Origin of the sequence: Deinococcus sp. HSC-46F16, from assembly GCF_024171495.1 — a bacterium.
In the GTDB taxonomy this organism is placed as follows: domain Bacteria; phylum Deinococcota; class Deinococci; order Deinococcales; family Deinococcaceae; genus Deinococcus.
Genome location: NZ_JALJZW010000003.1, coordinates 13,262 through 32,594, shown reverse-complemented (window position 1 = coordinate 32,594; position 19,333 = coordinate 13,262). Strand labels below are relative to the sequence as shown.

The window sequence follows — 19,333 nt, the reverse complement described above, 5'->3', positions numbered from 1 at the left end:
GAGTCTGTCACCTTGCGCGTCTGCATCGTTTTGGAACACCGTTTCGTCCACACACCCGACGGGGCCACCTACGACAACGGGCAGGCCACCCACGCCCACTTCCGGCGCTACCTGAGCGCCTTCGAGGAGGTGCAGGTCGTGGCCCGCTCGCAGCCGGTGGCGCGGCCCCGGCCGGGCGACCGCCGGGTGGACGGGCCGGGCGTGCGGGTCGCGCACGTGCCCTACTACGAAGGTCCCGGCGGGCTGCTGCGGCGCTTCGGCCTGGTGCTGGGCACGCTGCGGGCGGTGCTGGCGCCGGAAGACGCCGTGATCGTGCGGCTGGGCGGCGTGCTGGGGCACCTCGCGGCGGGGCTGCGGGCCGCGCAGGGACGGCCCTACGCCGCCGAGGTGGTCAACGACCCCTTCCTGGGCTTCGCGCCGGGACCGGGGCGGCGCGGCCCCCTGCGTCCCCTGTTCCGGGTGCTGATGACGGGGCTGACCTGGGGGCAGGTGCGCGGGGCGGCGGCCGTGCAGTACGTGACGCGGGAGGCGCTGCAACGCCGTTACCCACCGGGGGCCGGGGTGCCCGCCTTCGGGGTGTCGGACGTGCACCTGCCGCCGGAGGCGTTCGCCCCGGTCCCGCGTGCCTTCCAGGGGCCAGCCTGCCGCGCGGTGCTCGTGGGGGCGCTGGAACAGCCGCACAAGGGGGTCGACGTGGCCTTGAAGGCGCTGGCCGCCGTGCGGGAAGCCGGGCTGGACGCGCACCTCACCGTGGTGGGCGAAGGGGGACTGCTGCCGGAGCTGGAGGCGCAGGCCCGCGCCCTGGGGGTGGAGGGCGCCTGCACCTTCGCCGGGCAGCGCAGCACCCCCGCCGAGGTGCGGCGCGACCTCGCGGCGGCGGAGCTGTACCTGATGCCCTCGCGCACCGAGGGGCTGCCCCGCGCCCTGCTGGAGGGCATGGCGCAGGCCCTTCCGGCGTTGGGCTCGGACGTGGGCGGAATTCCCGAGCTGCTTTCCCCGGACGCGCTGGTGCCGCCCGGCGACGCGGCCGCACTCGCCCGCGTCTGGCACGCCCGCGCTGCTGACCCCGCGTGGCTGACCGCCCAGAGTGCACGCAACCTCGCGCACGCCCGCAGCTACGCCGACGACGTGCTGGACCGGGAGCGGGGCCGCTTCCTGCGGGCCGTGCGGGAGCGGGCCGTGGGGCGGGCCACAGGGAAGCGGGCGGCGCGGTAGGCGGGGGAAGCGGGCGGGGGGCCAGGCTCCGTATCATGCCGTGTGTCCCGACTGCCCCCCCTGAGGATCCTCTACACGACGACCACCCCCATCGCGGCGCTGGCCTTTTTCGCGCCGCAACTGCGGCACCTGCGCGGGCAGGGCCACGACGTGCACCTCGTCACGCCGCCCGAACCCGCCGAGCTGGTGGCGCGGGCACGGGCGGTGGGGGGCGCGACCTTTCACCCGCTCCCGATGGCCCGCGAGATCTCGCCCCGGCGGGACCTGCGGGCGCTGGCGGGCATGCTGGGCATCCTGACGCGGGTGCGGCCGCAGATTCTGAACTTCTCCACCCCCAAGGCCGGGCTGCTGGGCGGGCTGGCGGGCGTGCTGACCGGGGTGCCGCTGCGGGTGTACTTCATCCACGGGCTGCGCTCGGAGACGGCGGCGACCGGGGCGCTGGCGCGGCTGCGCCCGCTGCTGCGGCTGATCGAGCGCCTGACCTGCGCGTGTGCCCACGAGGTGCTGTGCGTCAGCGAGTCCAACCGCGCCGAGGCGGTCGCGCTGGGGCTGGTCCCTGCGGGCAAGATCCGGGTGCTGGGGGCGGGCAGCCCGGCGGGGCTGAACGTGGACCGCTACGCGCACCCGGACCCCGGGGCGGTCGCCGCCGCGCGGGCGGACCTCGGCCTGCCGGAGGGCACCCCGGTCGTGGGCTTCGTGGGCCGCCTCGCCCCGCAAAAGGGCGTGGAGGAGCTGCTGCTGGCCTGGGAGGAGGTGCAGCGCCGGTTGCCGGGGGCGCGGCTGCTGCTCGTCGGCACCCCGGACCCCGCCAACCCCCTCTCGGCGCGGGCGCTGGACGCCTACCGCCGGGCGCCCGGAGTGGTGCAGGTGGACTTCGAGGCCGACATGAGCCGCCTCTACCCCCTGATGACGCTGCTGACCCTCCCCAGCCGCCACGAGGGACTGGGGATGGTGGTGCTGGAGGCGGGAGCGGCGGGCGTTCCGGCGGTGCTCACCGACGCCCCCGGCGTGCGCGACGCGGGGGTGCCGGGAGTGACCTGCTTGCAGGTGCCCACCGGGGACGTCCCGGCCCTCGCGGGGGCGCTGCACGCCCTCCTCACCGACTCCGCCGAGGCCCGGCGCCTGGGCGAGGGGTCGCGGCGCTGGGTGCGCGAGCAGTTTAACGAGCGCCGCGTCTGGGCGCTGTGGGACGAGTTCTACGCGGGGGCGTGGGCACGGCGGCAGGCGGCCCGCCGTGCACGGCGGCCGCTGCTTCTCGCCGCCGGGGCGGCCCTGCTGCTGGGGCTGACGCGGGGGGCGCGGGGCCGGGGCCGCCGCTAAGCAGCTTCACGCGTCTCCGCCCGGGTCCGGCGCCCTGGCCCCAGAGCGAGCGGCCGGGCCTACTCGTGCCGCTCCAAGTCGCCCGCTCCCCGCACGACCTCGGCGGCGAGGCCGTACACCGGGTCGTAGGGACCGGTCCACACGAGCGCCCAGCCCCGCGCCTCGGCGTGGCCGCGCGACACGGCCCGCTGCGCCTCGGTGGGGGTCAGCCACGCGGCGTAGTTCAGGGCGCCGCCGGGCATGTGGCCGGTGTCACGGTAGGCGGCGATCAGCGAGCGGGCGTGGCCGTCGTAGGGAATCAGGACGGGCAGCGACGTGCCCGGCCGGGGCCGCAACTCGGCGGCGAAGGAGGCGTAGTCCAGCGCCTCGCGGTGCGCCCGCAGGGCGGCGGCCCACCCGGAGGCCCCGCCGCCGGGAAAGAGGGCCGCGTCGTAGGCCCGCTGCGCCTCGGGACCGGGCAGGGCAGGCTCCGGGCCCAGCAGGCTGCGGGTCAGCTCCAGTTCGCGCCGCCAGCCTTGCGGCACCGCCACGTCCCGCAGGCGGCAGAGGTGCAGGTGCTGCCGGGCCAGCGCGGCCGCTTCCACGACGTAGGGCAGCGGCGAGGTGACCTGCCAGACCGTCTCGAAGGGACCGGCCGCCGCCGGGGGCAGCGAGGTGGCGACCACCCGCACCGCCTCCCCCCGCCCCCGGGCCTGAACCAGGGCCGCCACCTGATCGGCCAGGTGGGCCGGGCACAGGCTGGTCGAGAGCAGCACGCTGCCCGGCCACAGCCCCGCCAGCCGCGCCGCGCTCGCCCGCGAGGGCAGCAGCGCCAGCGTGTCCCCCGGCTGCCGGGCGAGGTCAGCGGCGAGCCCGGTGAGTGACGCGTCACGCGAACTGACCTGCGGAGAGGGAGGCCGGGAAGACGCCGGGGAGGGGGCAGGCAGGGGCCGAAAGGCGGCGGGCCAGCGCCGCTCGACCCCCGGCAGGCCGACCACCGTCCACCCGAACAGCCGCGCGGCGTCCGCGAGCAGCTCGCCCACGACCTCCAGCAGCCCGGCGGGCAGGGCATGCAGCCCGTCGAGCAGCAGCGGCCCCGCGAGCAGCCGGGCGAGGTCCGGCAGGTCCCAGCTCCAGGCCGCGCCCAGGCCCCGCACCACATCTTCCAAGACTTCCACCCGCAGGGGACCGGGGGCCGCCCCAGCCAGCCGCGCCGCCGCGCCGGGCACGCCCGCGCGGGAGGCGAGGGCGAGGGTCACCGGGGTGCCGGGCGCCGCGCCCAGGGCCGCCAGCCCGGCCTGCTGCCGCGCCAGCTCATGCGCCTCGGCGGGCAACACCCACAGGCCCGGCGGTAGCCTCACCGGGGCGGGCATGGGCGAGGGGGCCGCGTCCGGCCCCAGCAGCGCCGACGCCAGCGCCCGCACGAAGACCTCCCGCTCGCCGGGAGTCAGGGGGGGCCGGGCCGGGGGCGATGGCCTGACCCGCCCCTGCGTGGGCACCGGCCCAGCCGGGGCTTCCCCCAGAACCCGCGCGGCGTCGGCGTGGTCGAGCAGCCCCCCGCTGCCCGCGAGCAGGGCACGGGCCAGTTCAGGCTCGCCCAGGGCCGCCGCGAGCCGCGCCGCCGCCAGCCCGTCGCCCGCGGCCTGGGCGATCAGCGCCCGTCCCCGCTCCATGAAGGGGGCCAGGGCCACCGCGCCGCCGCCCCCGGTCATCGCGTGACCTCGGCGGGGCGCTCCGCGCGGCCCAGCGAGCCGTAGGCGTAGTCGCCGCCCACCGCCGCGTCCCGGTACCGGTTGACCACGAAGCCCAGCAGCCGCACCCCCAGCCGCCCGGTGTCCTCCACCAGCCGCTCCAGCGGGACGCGGGGGGCGGCCGCGTCGGTGACGAGGATCATGCCGTCGAGGCGCCGGGCCAGCGCCAGCGTGTCCGCGATCTTGAGGGCCGGGGGCGTGTCCACCAGCGCGAGGTCATAGCCGGGGAGCAGGCGGCGAATCTCGGCCTCGAAGTGGGCTGGCTCCAGCCGGGAAGCCCGCGAGGACAGCAGCGAGACCCCCGGCGCCACCTCCTCCCACAGCCGGAAGTCGCCCGGCAGGTCCCGCGCGGCGGCCCCGGAGCCCGCCAGCCAGTAGCTCTCCTGGGTGCGCCGGAACACGTCGGCGTCCACGACGAGCACGCGCAGGCCGTGGCCCGAGAGGCTCAGGGCCAGGCCCGCCGTCACGGTGCTCTTGCCGTCGGCCACCCCGGTGCTGGAGACGACCAACGCGGGGCGCTCGTGCCCGGCCAGTTCGGCCAGCACGCCCACCCGCACGAACTCGAGCTGCTCCCGGAACACCCCCTGCCGCGCCCAGCCCAGCCCGCCCCGCGCTCCCCGGCGGCCTGCCAGCGGCGGCAGGGTGCCCAGCACCGATACCCCCAGCCCGCGCAGGTCCTCCGGGCCGCGCACCCGGGGGCGCACGCCGTCGAGCAGCGACAGCCCCAGCACCCCGAAAAAGAGGGTCGCCCCGAACACCACCAGCGCGTCGCGCAGCGGCCGGGGAGCGACCGGATCCTGCGGCCGGACCGCGCCCGAGAGCGCCGAGAGGGTGCCGCTGACCGTCTGCTCCAGCACCTCGACCTGTTGCAGGCGCTGCACCACGTCGCCGCGCAGCCGCTCCAGGGTCCGTTCGTCGAGGGCGGTGGGCGCGGCCGCGATGCGGGCGGTCAGGTCGTCACGCTCGGTCACCAGGTTCTGCCGCGCACGCACGATGCCGCCCAGCGCCCGCTCCCGGTCCCAGTCCAGCAGCGCCCGCGCAAAGGCGTCGGCGGCGGCCCGCGCCAGTTCCGGCGTGGGTGCCCGCACGGCGACCTCGTAGACCCCCACGAAGTCCTGGTTGACCTCGGCGCTCAGGGCCACGCTGCGGGTGTCCCCGGCGCTCGCCTCGGCCCGCAGGGTACCGAGCAGCTCGCGCCGCGCGGGCGAGTCGGGGGTGGTGCGGCGCAGTTCGGCGAGCGCCGAGTCCCACACCGCCGGGGAGCGCAAGGCCCGCTCGACCACGGCGGGGGGCAGCGGCGGGGCCGTGACCAACGTCTGGACAATCACCGAGTTGCCGCTGCCGGTGGGGAGGGCCGCCACACTGGCCGACCCCTCGTAGACCGCCGGACGGCTGCCCGAAAGCAGGTAGGTCAGGCCCGCCAGCAGCAGGGCCGTGGCGAGCAGGGGCAGGGCCGCGCGGCGCAGCACCCGCAGCAGGGCGGTCAGGTCGAGGTCCTTGGGCTGGTCAGTCGGCATGGGGATCCTTGGGAGCGGGGCGGAGGCGGGACAAACCGGCCGTCATGCTACCCCGGCCGGGGCCGGTTGCCTCCTCACCTTGTTGGGGGAGGAAACGGGAGCGGGCCACGCGCTCTTTTCGGGAACGCCGCCCGATTGACGCCCCGGGGCGGGCGGGCTAGCTTCGGCCCATGCGACCCCCTTCTGGCCGGGCTGGCCTGCCGTTCCTGTTCCGGCGGGCACTTCTCGCGGGTCTGGCCGGGCTGGCCGTGGTCGCGGGCGAGGCGGGGGCGGCCCGGCTCACGGTCTTCGCGGCGAGCAGCCTCACCGACGCCTTTACGGAGATCGGCCGGGTCTTCGACACCCGGACCGGGCACCAGACCCGCTTCAGCTTCGCGGGGTCGTCCAGCCTGCGCACGCAGCTCGAGCGCGGAGCCCGCGCCGACGTGTTCGCCAGCGCCAGCCTGAGCCAGTACGCGCCGCTGCGCTCGCGGGGCCTGGTGGGTCCCGAGACCCCCTTTGCTCGCAACCGCCTCACGGTGGTCACCCCGGCGGCGCGGCCGCTGACGGGGGGCCTGGCGGGGCTGGCGCGGCCGGGGCTGCGGCTCGTCGTGGCCGGACCCGAGGTGCCCGCCGGGGAGGCCACCGCCCGGACGCTGGAGCGGATGACGGCCTCCGGGCGGTACGGCCCGGACTTTGCCCGGCGGGTGCGGGCGAACGTGGTCAGCGAGGAACCCAACGTGCGGCAGGTGGCGCTGAAGGTCAGCCTCGGGCAGGCCGACGCCGCCTTCGTCTACCGCTCGGACGTGACCCCGGCGCTGCGCGGGCAGGTCCGGACCTACGCGCTGCCAGACGCCTTCAATCCGCCCGTCGCCTACCCTATGGGGGTCGTGACGGACAGCCCGGAGGCCCAGGCCGCGCGGGCCTTCGTGCGGTTCGTGCGTTCGCCGGAGGGCCAGCGCATCCTGGTCCGCTGGGGTTTCCTGCCCGCCCCGTGAGCCGCGCCCCGGCCCCGCATCCGGTCCCGGTGCTGCTCAGCGCCCTGATGGCCGGGCTGCTGCTGCTTCCCGTGCTCGCCCTGCTGCTGGAAGCCCTGACCCCGGCGGTGCGGGGCACGCTGGGCTCGGCGGCGGTGCGGGACGCGCTGCGGGTGAGTGCCCTCACGACGGGCACGGCCCTCGCCGCCACGCTGGTCCTGGGCACTCCGGCGGCCTACCTGCTGGCGCGGCGCCGCTTTCCGGGCCGGGGCCTGCTCGACGCCCTGCTCGACCTGCCGATGGTCCTGCCCCCGGTCGTGGCGGGCGTGGCGCTGCTGCTGGCGTTCGGACGGGACGGGCTGCTGGGGGGGCCGCTGGAGGTGGCGGGGGTGGACCTCGCCTTTACGCCGGGGGCGGTGGTGATCGCGCAGGTCTTTACCAGTGCACCCTTCTACGTCCGGGCGGCGCGGGCGGGCTTTCTCGCTTTTGATCCCGATGTGGAGGGAGCCGCGCGGGTGGACGGGGCGGGGCGCTGGGCGGTCTTTCGCCGGGTCACGCTGCCCCTTGCGCTCCCCTTCTTGCTGGAGGGCGCGGTGCTCGCCTGGGCGCGGTCGCTGGGCGAGTTCGGGGCGACCCTGCTCTTCGCGGGCAGCCTTCAGGGCGAGACGCGCACCGTGCCGCTGGCGATCTACAGCGCTGCCGAGAGCGACCTCGCCCCCGCGCTGGCGTTGAGCGCCCTGATGGTGGCGCTCGCGTTTGGCGTGCTGCTGACGCTGCGGCTGATCGCCGGGCGACGGCTGACCGCCCCGGAGTGAAGGCCGGGAGGGGCGAGCGACTTCGTCCTGTTTTCGACCCTCAAACTAGCGATACCTTTGGCCCCTTTTGCCTCCAAAATTAGGTGATCTAAGTTACAAATGGGCCTTTTTGGACCCAGATCAAACTAGCGATACCTTTGGTCCGTTTGGGGGGGCCAATTGGCTTTTTAACGTCCAGAACGCATTTTCATACTAGCGATACCTTTGGTCCGTTGGGCGAAAAACTAGCGATACCTTTGGCCCGTTTGATTTTGGGGGACTAGCGATACCTTTGGTCCGTTTAGTCTGTTTTCGTCGTCTGTGAGCTGATTTTTCTCAACATGAGAGAGGAGCGGCCCCAAATCCCCCCTGTCCACCCGGAATAGCGATACCTTTGGTCCGCGAGGGGTCAAAACTAGCGATACCTTTGGTCCGTTTGGGGCCAAAATAGCGATACCTTTGGTCCGTTTTCGCCGAAAAACGCCGTCTGAGACGCGAAGTGGGGTCTGCCTTGTTGTTGTTCTTTTATATCTTTTACAAAGAAAGGAACAACACTACATGCGTCCAGCGAAAAAACCCAACCAGGTCACCCTGCTTGACGAACGCAACATCGCCCGTCTGGGCATCGTCAGCATCCAGACTCGCCTGAGTTCCGAGACCCGCTGGACGAGCGAGTTCCAGATCGCCGACCGCCGGTTCCGGGTTGAGGGCCGTTCCGCTGACGGCCGCCCGCGCGGCGGGGACACCAACGTGATTCTCGGCATTGAAACACTCTTCGCCCAGAAGGGCATGCCGGAGGACAACTGGCTTCACACTTCGGCCTACGAGTTGCGGGAAGCCAGCTTTCTGGCCAACAACGGCAAGAACTACCACCGCCTGCGCGAATCGCTGCTGCGGCTGTGGTCGACAGGGTTCATCGTGAGTGAGGGCTGGGTCGCCGACACGGGCCGCACGACCTGGGCCAATCAGACCCTGCGCCTGATCGACCGCATCACCTACTGGGACCAGAGCGAGGGAGCCGACCCCGACGCCGACCGCGCCCGGCAACTCGTGCCCGACGCGACCCTCAGCATCAAGCTGGGGGATCAACTGGCTGCCAGCATCCGGGCCGGGTACACCCAGGCCCTCGACGGGCGGCTGCTGCACCAGATTGAGCAGCCGCCCGCGCGGGCCTTGTACCGGCTGCTCGAAGCGCACCGCTACCGCGAGACAGGTGTGCGGGCCGACAGCGTCACGGCGGGACTGGACGACTGGCGGGCCGCCTGCGGCATCAGCGAGGGCAAGCCGTCGCGGGTGATTCGCACCCTGGAAGAAGCCCATCAGGAGCTGATCGCGCAGGGCTACCTGGAGGGCGTGGAGACTGGGGGTGTGCGGGGAGCGACCCAGATCACCTACCGCTTCCGAACCGAGGACACGCCCGACCCGGCCCTGGTGCAGGCGCTGCGCGAGGCGGGTGTGTCGGCCCCCCGCGCCAATGTCCTCGCCAAGCAGTACCCCGACCGGGTGGAGGAGGCCATCGCTTTCCTGCGGCTGCGGCGCAGCACCAGCCCCACCCCCATCCGCAATCCGGGCGGTCTGATCGCCGACTTCCTGGATCATCCCGAGAAGTACACCCTGCCCGAGGACACGGTCCCTGCCCCCCACGCCGACGCCGGGGAAACCCGTGCCCGGCAGGAAAGGCAACAGGAAGCCCAGGAACGGGCCGCGCAGCAGCAATTCGAGGAGGAGCAGCAGGTGTTGCTTGCTCTGCCTCCTGGGGGCCAATGGGAGGCCGCAGAGGCCACTTTGCGGACCCTGCTGCGCCGCCGTTTGAGAGAGGGCGAGTGGGGCGCCCTGGAAACGGCCTGCAAGGCCGGGACCTTTTCGGCCACCAGTCTGGTGCGCGAGGCGAGCACGCACGCGGCCCGCGGTGCCCTCCCCGAGTTCGTCAAAGGGCTGCGCGAACGCCTGGGAGGCGGTGCATGAGGAGCATGAGCCTCGCCCCCACGTCCTGCGGGGTAGGCTGAGCGGGATGCGGACGCTGACCTTCTTCAACCACGCGGGCGGTGTGATGAAAACCAGCCTCACGCGCGACGTGGGCCACAGCTTGGCGCGGTCGGGGCTGCGGGTGCTGCTCGTGGACCTCGACCCACAGGCCAACCTCACCGACTGGCTGGGCGTGACGGGCGTGGGGCAGGAGCAGACCGCCTTCGCCACCGCCACGCGGGGCGAGCCTCTGCCCTCCCCGGTCCAGGTCCACGACCTCGCCCTGATCCCCAGCGACGTGTCGCTCGCGCTCGCCGAGGGCCAGATGATGGGCGTGGTGGGGGCACACCTGCACCTGCGCCAGGGCCTGCAGGCGGTCGCCGACGAGTACGACGTGGCCCTGATTGACAGCCCGCCCAGCCTGGGGCAACTCTCGATCCTGGGGGCGCTCGCCGCCGACCACCTGATCGTGCCTGTCCCGACCCGCCAAAAGGGCATGAATGCGCTGGCGGGTCTGTCCGAGGCGATGGCGACCTACCGCAAACTGCGCCCGGACCTCACGGTGGCCCTGTACGTGCCCACCCTGTACGATGCGCGGCGCTCGCACGACCGGGAGGCGCTCGCCGCCCTTCAGGGGATGCTGAGGCCCCTCGCCAGCCCGATTCCCGACCGGGGCGCCGTGTGGAACGACAGCGCGAGTGCGGGGCAGCCGGTGGGCGTGTACGCACCCGGTTCGCCCGTGCACCGCGACGTAGGCCGGGTGACCGCCGAGATCGCCGGGGCGGTGGGCTTGCCCTTCCCCGGCCCTGAGGTGGACGCGTGACCCGCCGCCCCCGCCCGGCGATCGGTGCCCGCCTCAGCGGCCTGGTGGAGGGCGTGGAGGCGCTGGGCCAGCCTGCCACGACTACCCTGCCGCTGGACGCCCTCCAGCCGGGCCAGTTTCAGCCGCGCGTGCAGTTCCCCGCCGAGGGACTGGAGGCGCTCGCCGCCAGCATCCGCGAGCAGGGCATTTTGCAACCGTTGCTGGTGCGCCCGCTGCCCGGCGCTCGTTACGAGATCGTGGCGGGCGAGCGGCGCTGGCGGGCCGCCCGGTTGGCGGGACTGGCCGAGGTGCCCGTCTTGCAGCGCGACCTCAGCGATGAGGGGGCGCGGCTGGCGGCGGCGGTGGAGAACCTGCAGCGCGAGAACCTCAATCCGCTGGAAGAGGCCCGCGCCCGCCTCGGGGTCGCCGCCGCCACCCTGAACGTGGCGCCCGGCGAGGTCGTGCCGCGCCTCTTCGCCCTCGACCGCCGCCCGGAGGACGATCCGGCGGCCGTGGAGCGGCTGGATACCGTCTTTGGGGCATTGGGACGCGAGAGCTGGCGCTCCTTCGTGAAAAACCGCGCTGCCCTGCTCTCCTTGCCGGAGGACGTGCAGGCGGCGGTCGAGGGCGGGCTGGACTACCGCAAGGCGCTGGTGATCGGCCGCGCCGAGGACCCCGCCCGCCGCGCCGAATTGCTGGAGGCCGCCGCTGCTGGAGCCACCGTGCAAGCCCTCCGGGAGCAGGTGACCCCAGCCCGCTCCGCCGCTGCCGATCCGGTCCGCGCCGTGGCCCGCCGCCTCACGGACAGCCGCACCCTGGCCGCCCTCGACCCCGCCCGGCGCCGCAAGCTGGAGCGGCTGCTGGGCCAGATCGAGGCGCTGCTGGACGCCGAGTAGTCCCTGCTCGTCACATGACGAGCAACTCCGGCTCCGGGTCACGTTCGGCCCGGCGCCGCACCTGCTCGGGGGTGAGGGCCTCGCCGTGGCCTGGCAGCACCAGCCGGGGGGCCAGGTCCACCATCCGCCGCAGGGTGCGGGCCGCCTCCCGGTGGTCGGCGTTGTAGGCGGCGCGGGGCAGGTGCGCCCCGGCTGGACCACCCACCACCGCGTCCCCCGCCACGAGCACCCCGTCGCGCAGCAGCCCGATCTGCCCCGGCGTGTGGCCCGGCAGCGCGACCACCTCCCAGCCCGCCAGATCCTCGCCGGGGTGGATGGACCGCAGGGCACCCGCTGGGACCTTGGGATGCAGGCGCGAGACGACCTTCCCGATGTCAGGCTTGCCCGCCGGGTACGGGAGGTCGTGGGCCTTGCCCGTCAGGTAGGGGTGTTCCGGCGCGTGGGCGAGGACGGGGAGGCCACGCCGCGCCGCGAAGGGCGCCCCGCCCGCGTGGTCGACGTGATGGTGGGTCAGCACGACCGCGTCGGGCCGAAACTGCGTCAGCAGCCGCGCCAGCCGGGGCACGTGGGCGAGGGTGCCGGTGTCGACCAGCAGGCGCCCGTCGGGGCTGTCCAGCAGGTAGACGTTGGCGTAAAGGGGGAAACGCCGGACGAAGGGCGGCAGCTTCAGCGTCACCCGAGGTCGTCCTCCGCCGGTCCCTCCGCCGCCTCCAGGGCCGAGCGCAGCACCCCGCCCCCGCCCGGCACGACCGCGTAGTCGCACAGGGCCAGGAAGGGGGCGTCGCTGGCCGCCGCGCTGACGCCCAGGCGCAGGGTGACCTCGTCCGGAAGCTGACCCAGCACGTAGTTCACCGCGCTCTCGGGGTTGATCTCGCGGGGGAGCAGCACCAGTTCCTCCGGCTCCTCCAGCAGCCGCAGTTCGCCCGCGAAGGGTCCCTCCTCCAGCCACGCCCGCCACTCCCGCGCCGCTGCCGCCAGGGCCGGGGCGACCCCGTAGGGATGCCGCACGGTCACGCGCAGGGGCAGCCCGCCGCGCTCGTGCAGCTCCGCCTCGGTGCCGAGTTGCCCCAGCATGCCGATGTGCTCCGCCGCCTGGTGCGCCAGCCGCAGCGCGCCCTCACGCTCGGCCAGCGTCTCGCGGCTCAGGCGCCGCCACGCCGGGTCCTCCTCGCCCTCGGGGGTCAGCACGACGGCCCCGTGGCGCAGGATCTGCCAGGAGGTGAAGAGAGCCGGGACCTCCAGCAATTCCTCCTCGTCCATTCCCGTCACGGGGATCAGGTCGGCCCCGGCACCCAGCAGGCCCGCGAGCGCGGCGGGGGCTTCCGGTGCCCCAGGGTCGTCGGGACCGGGACGGGTGAGGAGTCCGGCGGGGTTGACGAAGGCGACGATCATGGGGGGCACTCTAGCCTCCCGCCACGGAATCAAGGGGGAAGGGGGTCAGGGTTGCCGAACGCGGCTCACGTCCGCGAGCGGCCTCGCGTCTCCGGCAGCCCCCGGCCATACGAACAGCAGCGCCAGCATGGCCAGTGCCCGGACTTGTGCGCAGGTCCGGACGAACGATGCCCGAACCGGTCAGCGCATTGGGGGACTGTCCCGAGGCCGCCGAGCTGTCGGCGGGGTATGGCCCGGCCGTCTCCGGGGGAAGGGCCACCGGGCAGGGGCAGGTGGCCGTGCCTGCGTCCCCCCCACGGCTGGTCCCCGTGCCGAGCGGGGAACCGGGGGCGACCCCCGCTCACTTGATCGCTTCACCCACCGTGACACGGAGAGAGCGGGCATCGACCACCTTGACCCCGGCGGCCTCAAAGGCCGCTTGGGCTTCCCCCGGCGCCTCGTCAGTGACCCAGGCGTGCACCTCACCGAGCCCCGCGAAGGTCACGAAGCCGGAAGGACCCCATTTGCTGTGGTCGGCGATCAAGACCGTCTGCCGTGCCCGGCGCAGGATGGCCGACTTCTGCTGGGCCTCGACAAGGTTACTGTTCGTCAGACCGCGCTCCGGGTCGATGCTGGTGCAACCCACCAGAAACACGTCGTACGAGTAGCGCCCCACTGTGGCCAGCGCGTCCGGCCCGGTCAGGCTGTAGGTGGACCCGTAGACTTCTCCCCCCACGACATACAGCGGGCACTCGCCGTTGAGTTCGTAAGCCACGTCCAGCCCGTGCGTCACGACCCGCAGGGTCCGGGTCAGCGCGGGCACGCGCCGCAGCGCCTGCGCGACGTGCCGAGCGGTCGTGCCCGCATCGAGATAGACCGTCTGGCCTGGCCGCAGCAGCCCCAGGGCCACCTGGGCGAGCCGGGCCTTGCCCACCTGCTCGGTCTGCTGACGGTCCGCGTACCGCTGGTCCTGACTCGCCAGGGCGGCCCCCCCATGCACCTTGCGAATCAGGCCCCGTTCCGCCAGCACGTCCAGGTCACGCCGGACCGTCGCCCCGCTCACGCCCAGCAGGTCCATCAGGGCCGTCGTCCGCACGGTGCCCTGCTGGGCCAGAAGGTCCACGATCCGCGACAGGCGTTCTTCAGCGAGCAGGGCAGTCACCCGCTGATGGTAGCCCACGCCCGCTCAGGGCTGCTCAGAACTGTGCAGCGGACTCCAGCAGCCCTCTCTTGCCTGAGCAATTAAGATCATTTATACTCTGAATCGCTCAAAAGCAATCATCGAGGAAGGCAAGCGCGGACGGACGCGGGAGGTGTGAGCCTCCTGGAAAGGCGGGGGCAAACAGGCATGACCACACTTCCACGGCAACTGATCCGGCTGGGGGCCACGGCCCGCGACAAGGCCGACGCGATCACCCAGGTCGCTGCCCTGCTGAGCGGGGCGGGGAACGTGCACCCGGACTACCTTCAGGGCATGCTGGCCCGCGAAGAGCAGGCCAACACCTACCTGGGGAGCGGCATCGCCATCCCGCACGGCACGCCCGACACCCGGCACCTGATCCACGAAACGGGCATCGCCGTGTTGCAACTGCCCGGCGGGGTGCGCTGGGGCGAGGGGGGCGAACCCGTGCGGCTGGTGATCGGGATCGCGGCGGCGAGTGACGAGCACCTGAGCATCCTGCGCCGCCTCACCCGCGTGCTGGGGGACGAGGCGCTGGTGGAGCGGCTGGCGACGACGGCCGACCCGGCCGACTTGCAGGAGGCGCTCACCGGGGAGCGCCTCCCCGCTGGCCCCACGGCCGCGCCCGGCGCTGGAGCGGCGCTTCCCTACGCGGCGCAGGTCACGCTGCCCAATCCCCTGGGCATGCACGCGCGGCCCGCCACCCGACTGGCGGAACTGGTGCGCTCGCGGGGGGGGAGGGTCCGCCTGAGCCGGGAGGACACCGGGGATGAAAGCGCCGACGCCACCCGCCTGATGGAGGTGCTGGCCCTGGGCCTCACGCGCGGCACGCCCGTCACCGTCAGCGCGGACAGCCCTGAACTGCTCGCGGCCGTCACCGACGCCGTCCGCGCCGGGCTGGGGGACGACCTGACTGCGGTGCCCACGAGCGCGGCCCCCGCCCGGCGCACTCCCGTGTGGGCGCCCCGGCAGGTCGCGGCGACGGTCGAGGGCGTTCCGGCGGCCGACGGGCTGGTGATCGGCGTGACCCGGCAGTACGCCCCCCGGCCGCTCGACGTGCGCGACGAGCCGGGCGAACCCGCCGCGGAAGCCGCCCGGCTCGACGCGGCCCTCTCTGCCGCCCGGTCGGAGCTGGGCACCGTGGTCGCGGACGTGGCCGCCCGCTTCGGGGCGGACAAGGCGGCCATCTTTCAGGCGCATCAGGAACTGCTGGGGGACGAGGGGGTCGTGCAGGACGCCGTGGCCCACATCCTCGACGGGCACGGGGCTGCGTGGGCCTACCGCGAGGCGACCGGGACCCGCATCGCGGCCCTGCAAAAGCTCGACGACCCGACCCTCGCGGCCCGCGCGGTGGACCTCAGCGACGTGCAGCGGCGGGTGCTGCGGCACCTGCTCGGTCTCCGGGAAACCGACGTGGCGGCGAGCGGCCCGGTCATCCTGCTCGCGCCCGACCTGACCCCCAGCGACACCGCCCGCTTGGGGCCGGACACCCTGCTGGGCTTCGTGACCGCGCAGGGGGGACCGACCAGCCACACCGCGATCATCGCGCGCGGCCTGGGGCTCCCCGCCGTGGTGGCTGCCGGGGCCGGGGCCTTGGAGATCCCCGACGGGACCCGCGCCATTCTCGACGGTTCGGCGGGCCGCCTGTACCTCGATCCGTCGGACGCGGACGTGACGTCTGCCCGCGAACGCCAGGACGTGCTGGCCCGCGAGCGGGAGACGGCCCGCGCGGCCCGCTTCCAGCCGGGCGGCACCCGCGACGGAGCGAAGGTCGAGGTCGCCGCGAACATCAACCGGGCGGCGGACGCCTCGGACGCGCTGGAGGCCGGGGCCGAGGGTGTGGGCCTGATGCGCACCGAGTTTCTGTTCCTGGAGCGCGACTCGGCTCCCTCCGAGGACGAGCAGGAACGGGAATACCGGGCGATGGCGCAGGCCCTAGAAGGCCGCCCGCTGATTGTACGTACGCTCGACATCGGCGGGGACAAGGAGGTGCCCTACCTGGGGCTGGCCCGCGAGGACAACTCCTTCCTGGGCATTCGCGGCATCCGGCTGTGCTTCGAGCGCCCTGACCTCTTCCTGCCGCAATTGCGGGCGGTCGCGCGGGTGGCCAAGGATTACCCGAATGTCCACCTGATGTTCCCGATGGTCGCCACCCTGGAGGAGTTCCGCCGCGCCCGCGCGATCTTCGATTCGGTGCGGGAGGAGGTGGGCGCTCCCCGCGTGCCCCTCGGCGTGATGATCGAGGTGCCCTCGGCGGCATTGATCGCCGATCAGCTCGCCCAGGAGGTCGACTTCTTCTCGGTCGGCACGAACGACCTCACCCAGTACACGCTGGCGATGGACCGCCTGCATCCACAACTCGCCCGCCAAACGGACGCGATGCACCCGGCCGTCTTGCAGCTCATCGCGCGAACGGTGGAGGCCGCCCGCCGCCACGGCAAGTGGGTCGGCGTGTGCGGCGGCGCGGCGGGCGACGAGGTGGGCGCCCTGGTGCTGGCGGGGCTGGGCGTCGGGGAACTCTCGGTGAGCACGCCCCAGATCGCGGGCGTCAAGGCCGCCCTGCGAAAGCACTCGCTGGCCGAACTCCAGTCCCTGGCCGAGCAGGCGCTGGCCCAGCCCGACGCCGAGTCGGTTCGCGCCCTGGTTCAGGCGGCGCAGCCGCAAGGAGCCACGGCATGATCACGGCCGTCCCGCGGGTCGCGACCCTCACCCTGAACCCGGCCCTGGACCTCACGGTGCGGGCGGACGGCTGGCGGCGGGGCGAGGTGAACCTGGGCCAAGCGCTGCACTGGGCGGCAGGCGGCAAGGGCGTCAATGTGGCCTCCTTCCTCGCCGACCGGGGCCTGGGCGTCACCGCGACCGGCCTGCTGGGAAGCGGGAATCCGGAACAGTTCGAGACGCTGTTTCGCGCCAAGGGCATCCGTGACGCCTTCGTCCGGGTGCCTGGAGCCACCCGCGTCGGCGTGAAGCTGGTGGACGGCGCGGCGCAGGTCACGACCGACATCAACCTGCCAGGCCTGGCCGCCACACCGGAGGCGCTGGAGGACCTGGAGGAGCGGCTGCTGTCGCTCACCCAGGACCACGCGGTCTTCGTGCTCGCGGGCAGCCTGCCGCCCGGGGTGAACGCGGACTTCTACGCCCGGTTGATCCGGAGGGTGCGGGCGGCGGGCCGCTTCGTGGCCCTGGACACCAGCGGGGCGGCGCTGGGGGCGGCCCTGAGCGCGGCCACCCTCCCCGACCTCGTCAAGCCCAACATCCATGAACTGGAGGCCGCCCTGGGCCGTTCCCTGGCGGGCGAGGCCGACGTGTTGGCGGCGGCCCACGAGCTGATTCGCCGCGGCGCGGGCCTGGTGGCCGTCTCCCAGGGAGAGCGCGGCGCCCTGCTGGTCACCGCCGGGGAAGCCGTGCGTGCCCGTCCCCCGAGGGTGCGCGTGCAGAGCACCGTCGGGGCGGGGGACGCCATGGTGGCCGGTCTGGTCGCCGCCCACACCGGGGGCCTGGACCTCGCGGCGGCGGCCCGGTATGCGACCGCCTTCAGTGTGGGCGCCATCACCCGCCTCGGAGCCCACCTCCCCCCCGACACCGAACTGGACGCTTTCGCCGCGCAGGTGCAGGTGGACGTGCTGGACGGAATGGTTCAGACGTGACCCCCACCCTCTCCCCGAGCCTCAAGCCCTCTCGCCTCCCCAAGGAGACCCGCACATGGCCCACTTGGTAGCCGTCACCGCCTGCCCGACCGGGATCGCCCATACCTTCATGGCCGCCGAAGCCCTGCGCCGCGCCGCGCAGGCGGCGGGACACACCCTGCGCGTGGAGACGCAGGGCAGCGTGGGCGCCGAAGGCACCCTGACGCCTGCCGACATCGCCGCCGCCGACGGGGTGATTCTCGCCGCCGACGTGGCGGTCGACGAGGCCCGCTTCGCTGGCAAGCGCCTCATTCGCGCGACGACCGGAGAAGCCATCCGGGGGGCGGCGGCGCTCGTCGAGCAAGCCGCCGGGACGGGGACCACCCTGCCCTCCGCTGCGCCCGCCGTGAGTGCCCCCACGCCCGGGGCCGCCCGCCCCCTCAGCATCGTCGGCATCACGGCCTGCCCCACGGGGATTGCCCACACCTTCATGGCGGCCGAGGGCCTGGAGAACGGCGCGAAGGCCCTGGGCCACCGGGTCAAGGTGGAGACGCAGGGCAGCGTGGGGGCGGGCAACGCGCTCACCGCGCAGGACATCGCGGACGCCGACCTGGTGGTGATCGCCGCGGACACCAACGTGGACCTCTCGCGCTTCCAGGGCAAGCGGGTGTACCAGACAGGCACCAAACCCGCCATCCAAAACGGGCAGGCCGTGGTGCAACGGGCACTGGCGGAAGCCCCGGTGTATGGCGCGGCGGCGGGCGTGGCGGTCGCGGGAGCGCAGGGCGGCACGGACTTCGTGGCGCAGGCGAGCGCGGCCAAGGCCGCCAAGAACGCCGGGGTCCCGAGCGCCTACAAGCACCTGATGACGGGGGTGTCGCACATGCTGCCCTTCGTGGTGGCGGGCGGCCTCCTGATCGCACTGGCCTTTGCCTTCGGGGGCATCAACCCGGCACCGGGCACCTTCGGGGCGGCGCTGAGCCAGATCGGGGGCGGCACAGGGGCCTTCGGCCTCTTTATCCCGGTGCTGGCCGGGTATATCGCCTACTCCATCGCGGACCGCCCCGGACTCGCGCCCGGCATGGTCGGCGGCCTGCTCGCCGCGACGGGCGGCAGCGGGTTTCTGGGGGGCATGATCGCGGGCTTTCTGGCGGGATACGTCACCCGCACGCTCAACCGGGGCATCCGGCTGCCCCGCACCCTGGAGGGCCTCAAGCCCACGCTGCTGCTCCCGCTGCTGGGCACGGCGATCACGGGCCTGCTGATGGTCTATGTGGTGGGCCGCCCGGTCGCGGCGGCCCTCACGGCCGCGACGAACTGGCTGCGCGGCCTGGGGGACGCCTCGGCAGGTGTTCTGGGCGCCGTGATCGGCGGGATGATGGCCTTTGACATGGGGGGGCCGATCAACAAGGCGGCGTACACCTTCTCCACGGGGCTGCTGGGGTCCGAGGTCTACGGGCCCATTGCCGCCGCGATGGCCGCCGGGATGACGCCGCCGCTGGCCCTCTTCTTCGCCACGCTGCTGTTCAAGAACCGCTTCACCGCCGACGAGCGTGAGGCTGGCAAGGCCGCCGGTGTCCTGGGCATCTCCTTCATCACGGAGGGGGCCATTCCTTTCGCGGCCCGTGACCCCCTGCGCGTCATCCCGTCGCTGATGGCCGGGTCGGCGGTCGCCGGAGCGATCAGCATGGCGACCGGATGCCTGCTGCGGGCGCCTCACGGGGGCATCTTCGTGCTGTTCATTCCCAACGCCGTGACCAACCTGCCCATGTACGTGGTCGCCATCCTGACCGGGACGGCCGTGAGTACCCTGCTGCTGGGCGTGCTCAAGCGCCCGGTGGCGGCGCCAGCGGCCGACGTCGCGCCGCCCATCACCAACCCCGCGGCCGACTGAACGCGACTGCGCGACGGCACGCTGAAGAGTCACCCTGTCAATTGCCGGCAGGGTGATTCGCTCTTAG

15 protein-coding genes and 1 CRISPR repeat array are annotated in these 19,333 nt (G+C 73.6%); of the genes, 10 read left to right on the top strand and 5 right to left on the bottom strand.

The features are described 5' to 3' along the window. Window positions 1–12 precede the first annotated feature (12 nt). Together L1280_RS07800 and L1280_RS07795 are read left to right on the top strand one after the other, a co-directional pair. Window positions 13–1,215 carry a glycosyltransferase gene (locus tag L1280_RS07800; protein ID WP_253581844.1) on the top strand — a complete coding sequence of 401 codons (1,203 nt, stop codon included), beginning with the start codon at window positions 13–15 and terminating at the stop codon, window positions 1,213–1,215. A 42-nt stretch (window positions 1,216–1,257) separates the two neighbouring features. Next, window positions 1,258–2,535, top strand: coding sequence for a glycosyltransferase (locus tag L1280_RS07795; RefSeq protein WP_253581535.1), 1,278 nt, complete (start codon window positions 1,258–1,260; stop codon window positions 2,533–2,535). A 59-nt stretch (window positions 2,536–2,594) separates the two neighbouring features. Here L1280_RS07795 and L1280_RS07790 read toward each other — a convergent pair whose 3' ends face one another. Next, a complete protein-coding gene (locus L1280_RS07790; RefSeq protein WP_253581534.1) occupies window positions 2,595–4,226 on the bottom strand; it encodes a hypothetical protein in 1,632 nt (543 codons plus the stop codon). Continuing rightward, window positions 4,223–5,782: a lipopolysaccharide biosynthesis protein gene (locus tag L1280_RS07785; RefSeq protein ID WP_253581533.1), complete on the bottom strand. Its 1,560-nt coding sequence runs from the start codon at window positions 5,780–5,782 to the stop codon at window positions 4,223–4,225. Before L1280_RS07785 ends, L1280_RS07790 begins: the two co-directional genes overlap by 4 nt. 170 nt (window positions 5,783–5,952) lie before the next feature. On the opposite strand from L1280_RS07785, the gene modA reads away from it, so the two are divergent. The 5 genes from modA (at window position 5,953) to L1280_RS07760 (ending at window position 11,195) form a co-directional block, all read left to right on the top strand. After that, entirely contained in the window at window positions 5,953–6,759 is an 807-nt protein-coding gene (modA, locus tag L1280_RS07780; protein WP_253581532.1) for a molybdate ABC transporter substrate-binding protein, read from the top strand. Further along, window positions 6,756–7,553, top strand: coding sequence for an ABC transporter permease (locus L1280_RS07775; RefSeq protein ID WP_253581531.1), 798 nt, complete (start codon window positions 6,756–6,758; stop codon window positions 7,551–7,553). Before modA ends, L1280_RS07775 begins: the two co-directional genes overlap by 4 nt. 40 nt (window positions 7,554–7,593) lie before the next feature. Next, window positions 7,594–7,834: direct repeats of the CRISPR family, unit length 23 nt; unit sequence ACTAGCGATACCTTTGGTCCGTT. Between the two features lie 256 nt (window positions 7,835–8,090). Then, window positions 8,091–9,497 carry a replication initiator protein A gene (locus L1280_RS07770; protein ID WP_253581530.1) on the top strand — a complete coding sequence of 469 codons (1,407 nt, stop codon included), beginning with the start codon at window positions 8,091–8,093 and terminating at the stop codon, window positions 9,495–9,497. A gap of 46 nt (window positions 9,498–9,543) precedes the next feature. After that, entirely contained in the window at window positions 9,544–10,320 is a 777-nt protein-coding gene (locus tag L1280_RS07765; protein WP_253581529.1) for a ParA family protein, read from the top strand. Next, window positions 10,317–11,195 (top strand): ParB/RepB/Spo0J family partition protein, encoded by an 879-nt coding sequence (locus L1280_RS07760; RefSeq protein WP_253581528.1) that lies wholly within the window; start codon window positions 10,317–10,319, stop codon window positions 11,193–11,195. The genes L1280_RS07765 and L1280_RS07760 overlap by 4 nt, the downstream gene beginning before the upstream one ends. A gap of 10 nt (window positions 11,196–11,205) precedes the next feature. Here the strand turns inward: L1280_RS07760 and L1280_RS07755 are convergent, their stop codons facing one another. The 3 genes from L1280_RS07755 to L1280_RS07745 all read right to left on the bottom strand — a co-directional run bounded on the left by L1280_RS07755 (window position 11,206) and on the right by L1280_RS07745 (window position 13,728). Further along, on the bottom strand, window positions 11,206–11,871 hold the full coding sequence (locus tag L1280_RS07755; protein ID WP_253581527.1) for an MBL fold metallo-hydrolase: 666 nt from the start codon (window positions 11,869–11,871) through the stop codon (window positions 11,206–11,208). Next, a complete protein-coding gene (locus L1280_RS07750; RefSeq protein WP_253581526.1) occupies window positions 11,868–12,587 on the bottom strand; it encodes a hypothetical protein in 720 nt (239 codons plus the stop codon). Before L1280_RS07750 ends, L1280_RS07755 begins: the two co-directional genes overlap by 4 nt. 340 nt (window positions 12,588–12,927) lie before the next feature. Beyond that, on the bottom strand, window positions 12,928–13,728 hold the full coding sequence (locus L1280_RS07745; protein ID WP_253581525.1) for a DeoR family transcriptional regulator: 801 nt from the start codon (window positions 13,726–13,728) through the stop codon (window positions 12,928–12,930). Window positions 13,729–13,914: 186 nt separating this feature from the next. On the opposite strand from L1280_RS07745, the gene ptsP reads away from it, so the two are divergent. The 3 genes from ptsP to L1280_RS07730 are packed head-to-tail and all read left to right on the top strand — an operon-like array spanning window position 13,915 to window position 19,266. Next, window positions 13,915–16,425, top strand: a complete 2,511-nt coding sequence (gene ptsP / locus L1280_RS07740) for a phosphoenolpyruvate--protein phosphotransferase (protein ID WP_253581524.1) — start codon at window positions 13,915–13,917, stop codon at window positions 16,423–16,425. Next, entirely contained in the window at window positions 16,422–17,393 is a 972-nt protein-coding gene (pfkB, locus tag L1280_RS07735) for a 1-phosphofructokinase (protein ID WP_253581523.1), read from the top strand. The genes ptsP and pfkB overlap by 4 nt, the downstream gene beginning before the upstream one ends. Before the next feature lie 55 nt (window positions 17,394–17,448). Continuing rightward, on the top strand, window positions 17,449–19,266 hold the full coding sequence (locus tag L1280_RS07730) for a PTS fructose-like transporter subunit IIB (protein ID WP_253581522.1): 1,818 nt from the start codon (window positions 17,449–17,451) through the stop codon (window positions 19,264–19,266). Window positions 19,267–19,333 lie beyond the last annotated feature (67 nt).

Excerpts from the sequence above, each read along its gene's own strand:
- L1280_RS07790 (WP_253581534.1), bottom strand. The coding sequence starts at position 4,226 with ATGACCGGGGGCGGCGGCGCGGTGGCCCTGGCCCCCTTCATGGAGCGG.
- L1280_RS07785 (WP_253581533.1), bottom strand. The coding sequence starts at position 5,782 with ATGCCGACTGACCAGCCCAAGGACCTCGACCTGACCGCCCTGCTGCGG.
- modA (WP_253581532.1), top strand. The coding sequence starts at position 5,953 with ATGCGACCCCCTTCTGGCCGGGCTGGCCTGCCGTTCCTGTTCCGGCGG.
- L1280_RS07770 (WP_253581530.1), top strand. The coding sequence starts at position 8,091 with ATGCGTCCAGCGAAAAAACCCAACCAGGTCACCCTGCTTGACGAACGC.
- L1280_RS07765 (WP_253581529.1), top strand. The coding sequence starts at position 9,544 with ATGCGGACGCTGACCTTCTTCAACCACGCGGGCGGTGTGATGAAAACC.
- L1280_RS07750 (WP_253581526.1), bottom strand. The coding sequence starts at position 12,587 with ATGATCGTCGCCTTCGTCAACCCCGCCGGACTCCTCACCCGTCCCGGT.
- ptsP (WP_253581524.1), top strand. The coding sequence starts at position 13,915 with ATGACCACACTTCCACGGCAACTGATCCGGCTGGGGGCCACGGCCCGC.
- pfkB (WP_253581523.1), top strand. The coding sequence starts at position 16,422 with ATGATCACGGCCGTCCCGCGGGTCGCGACCCTCACCCTGAACCCGGCC.
- L1280_RS07730 (WP_253581522.1), top strand. The coding sequence starts at position 17,449 with ATGGCCCACTTGGTAGCCGTCACCGCCTGCCCGACCGGGATCGCCCAT.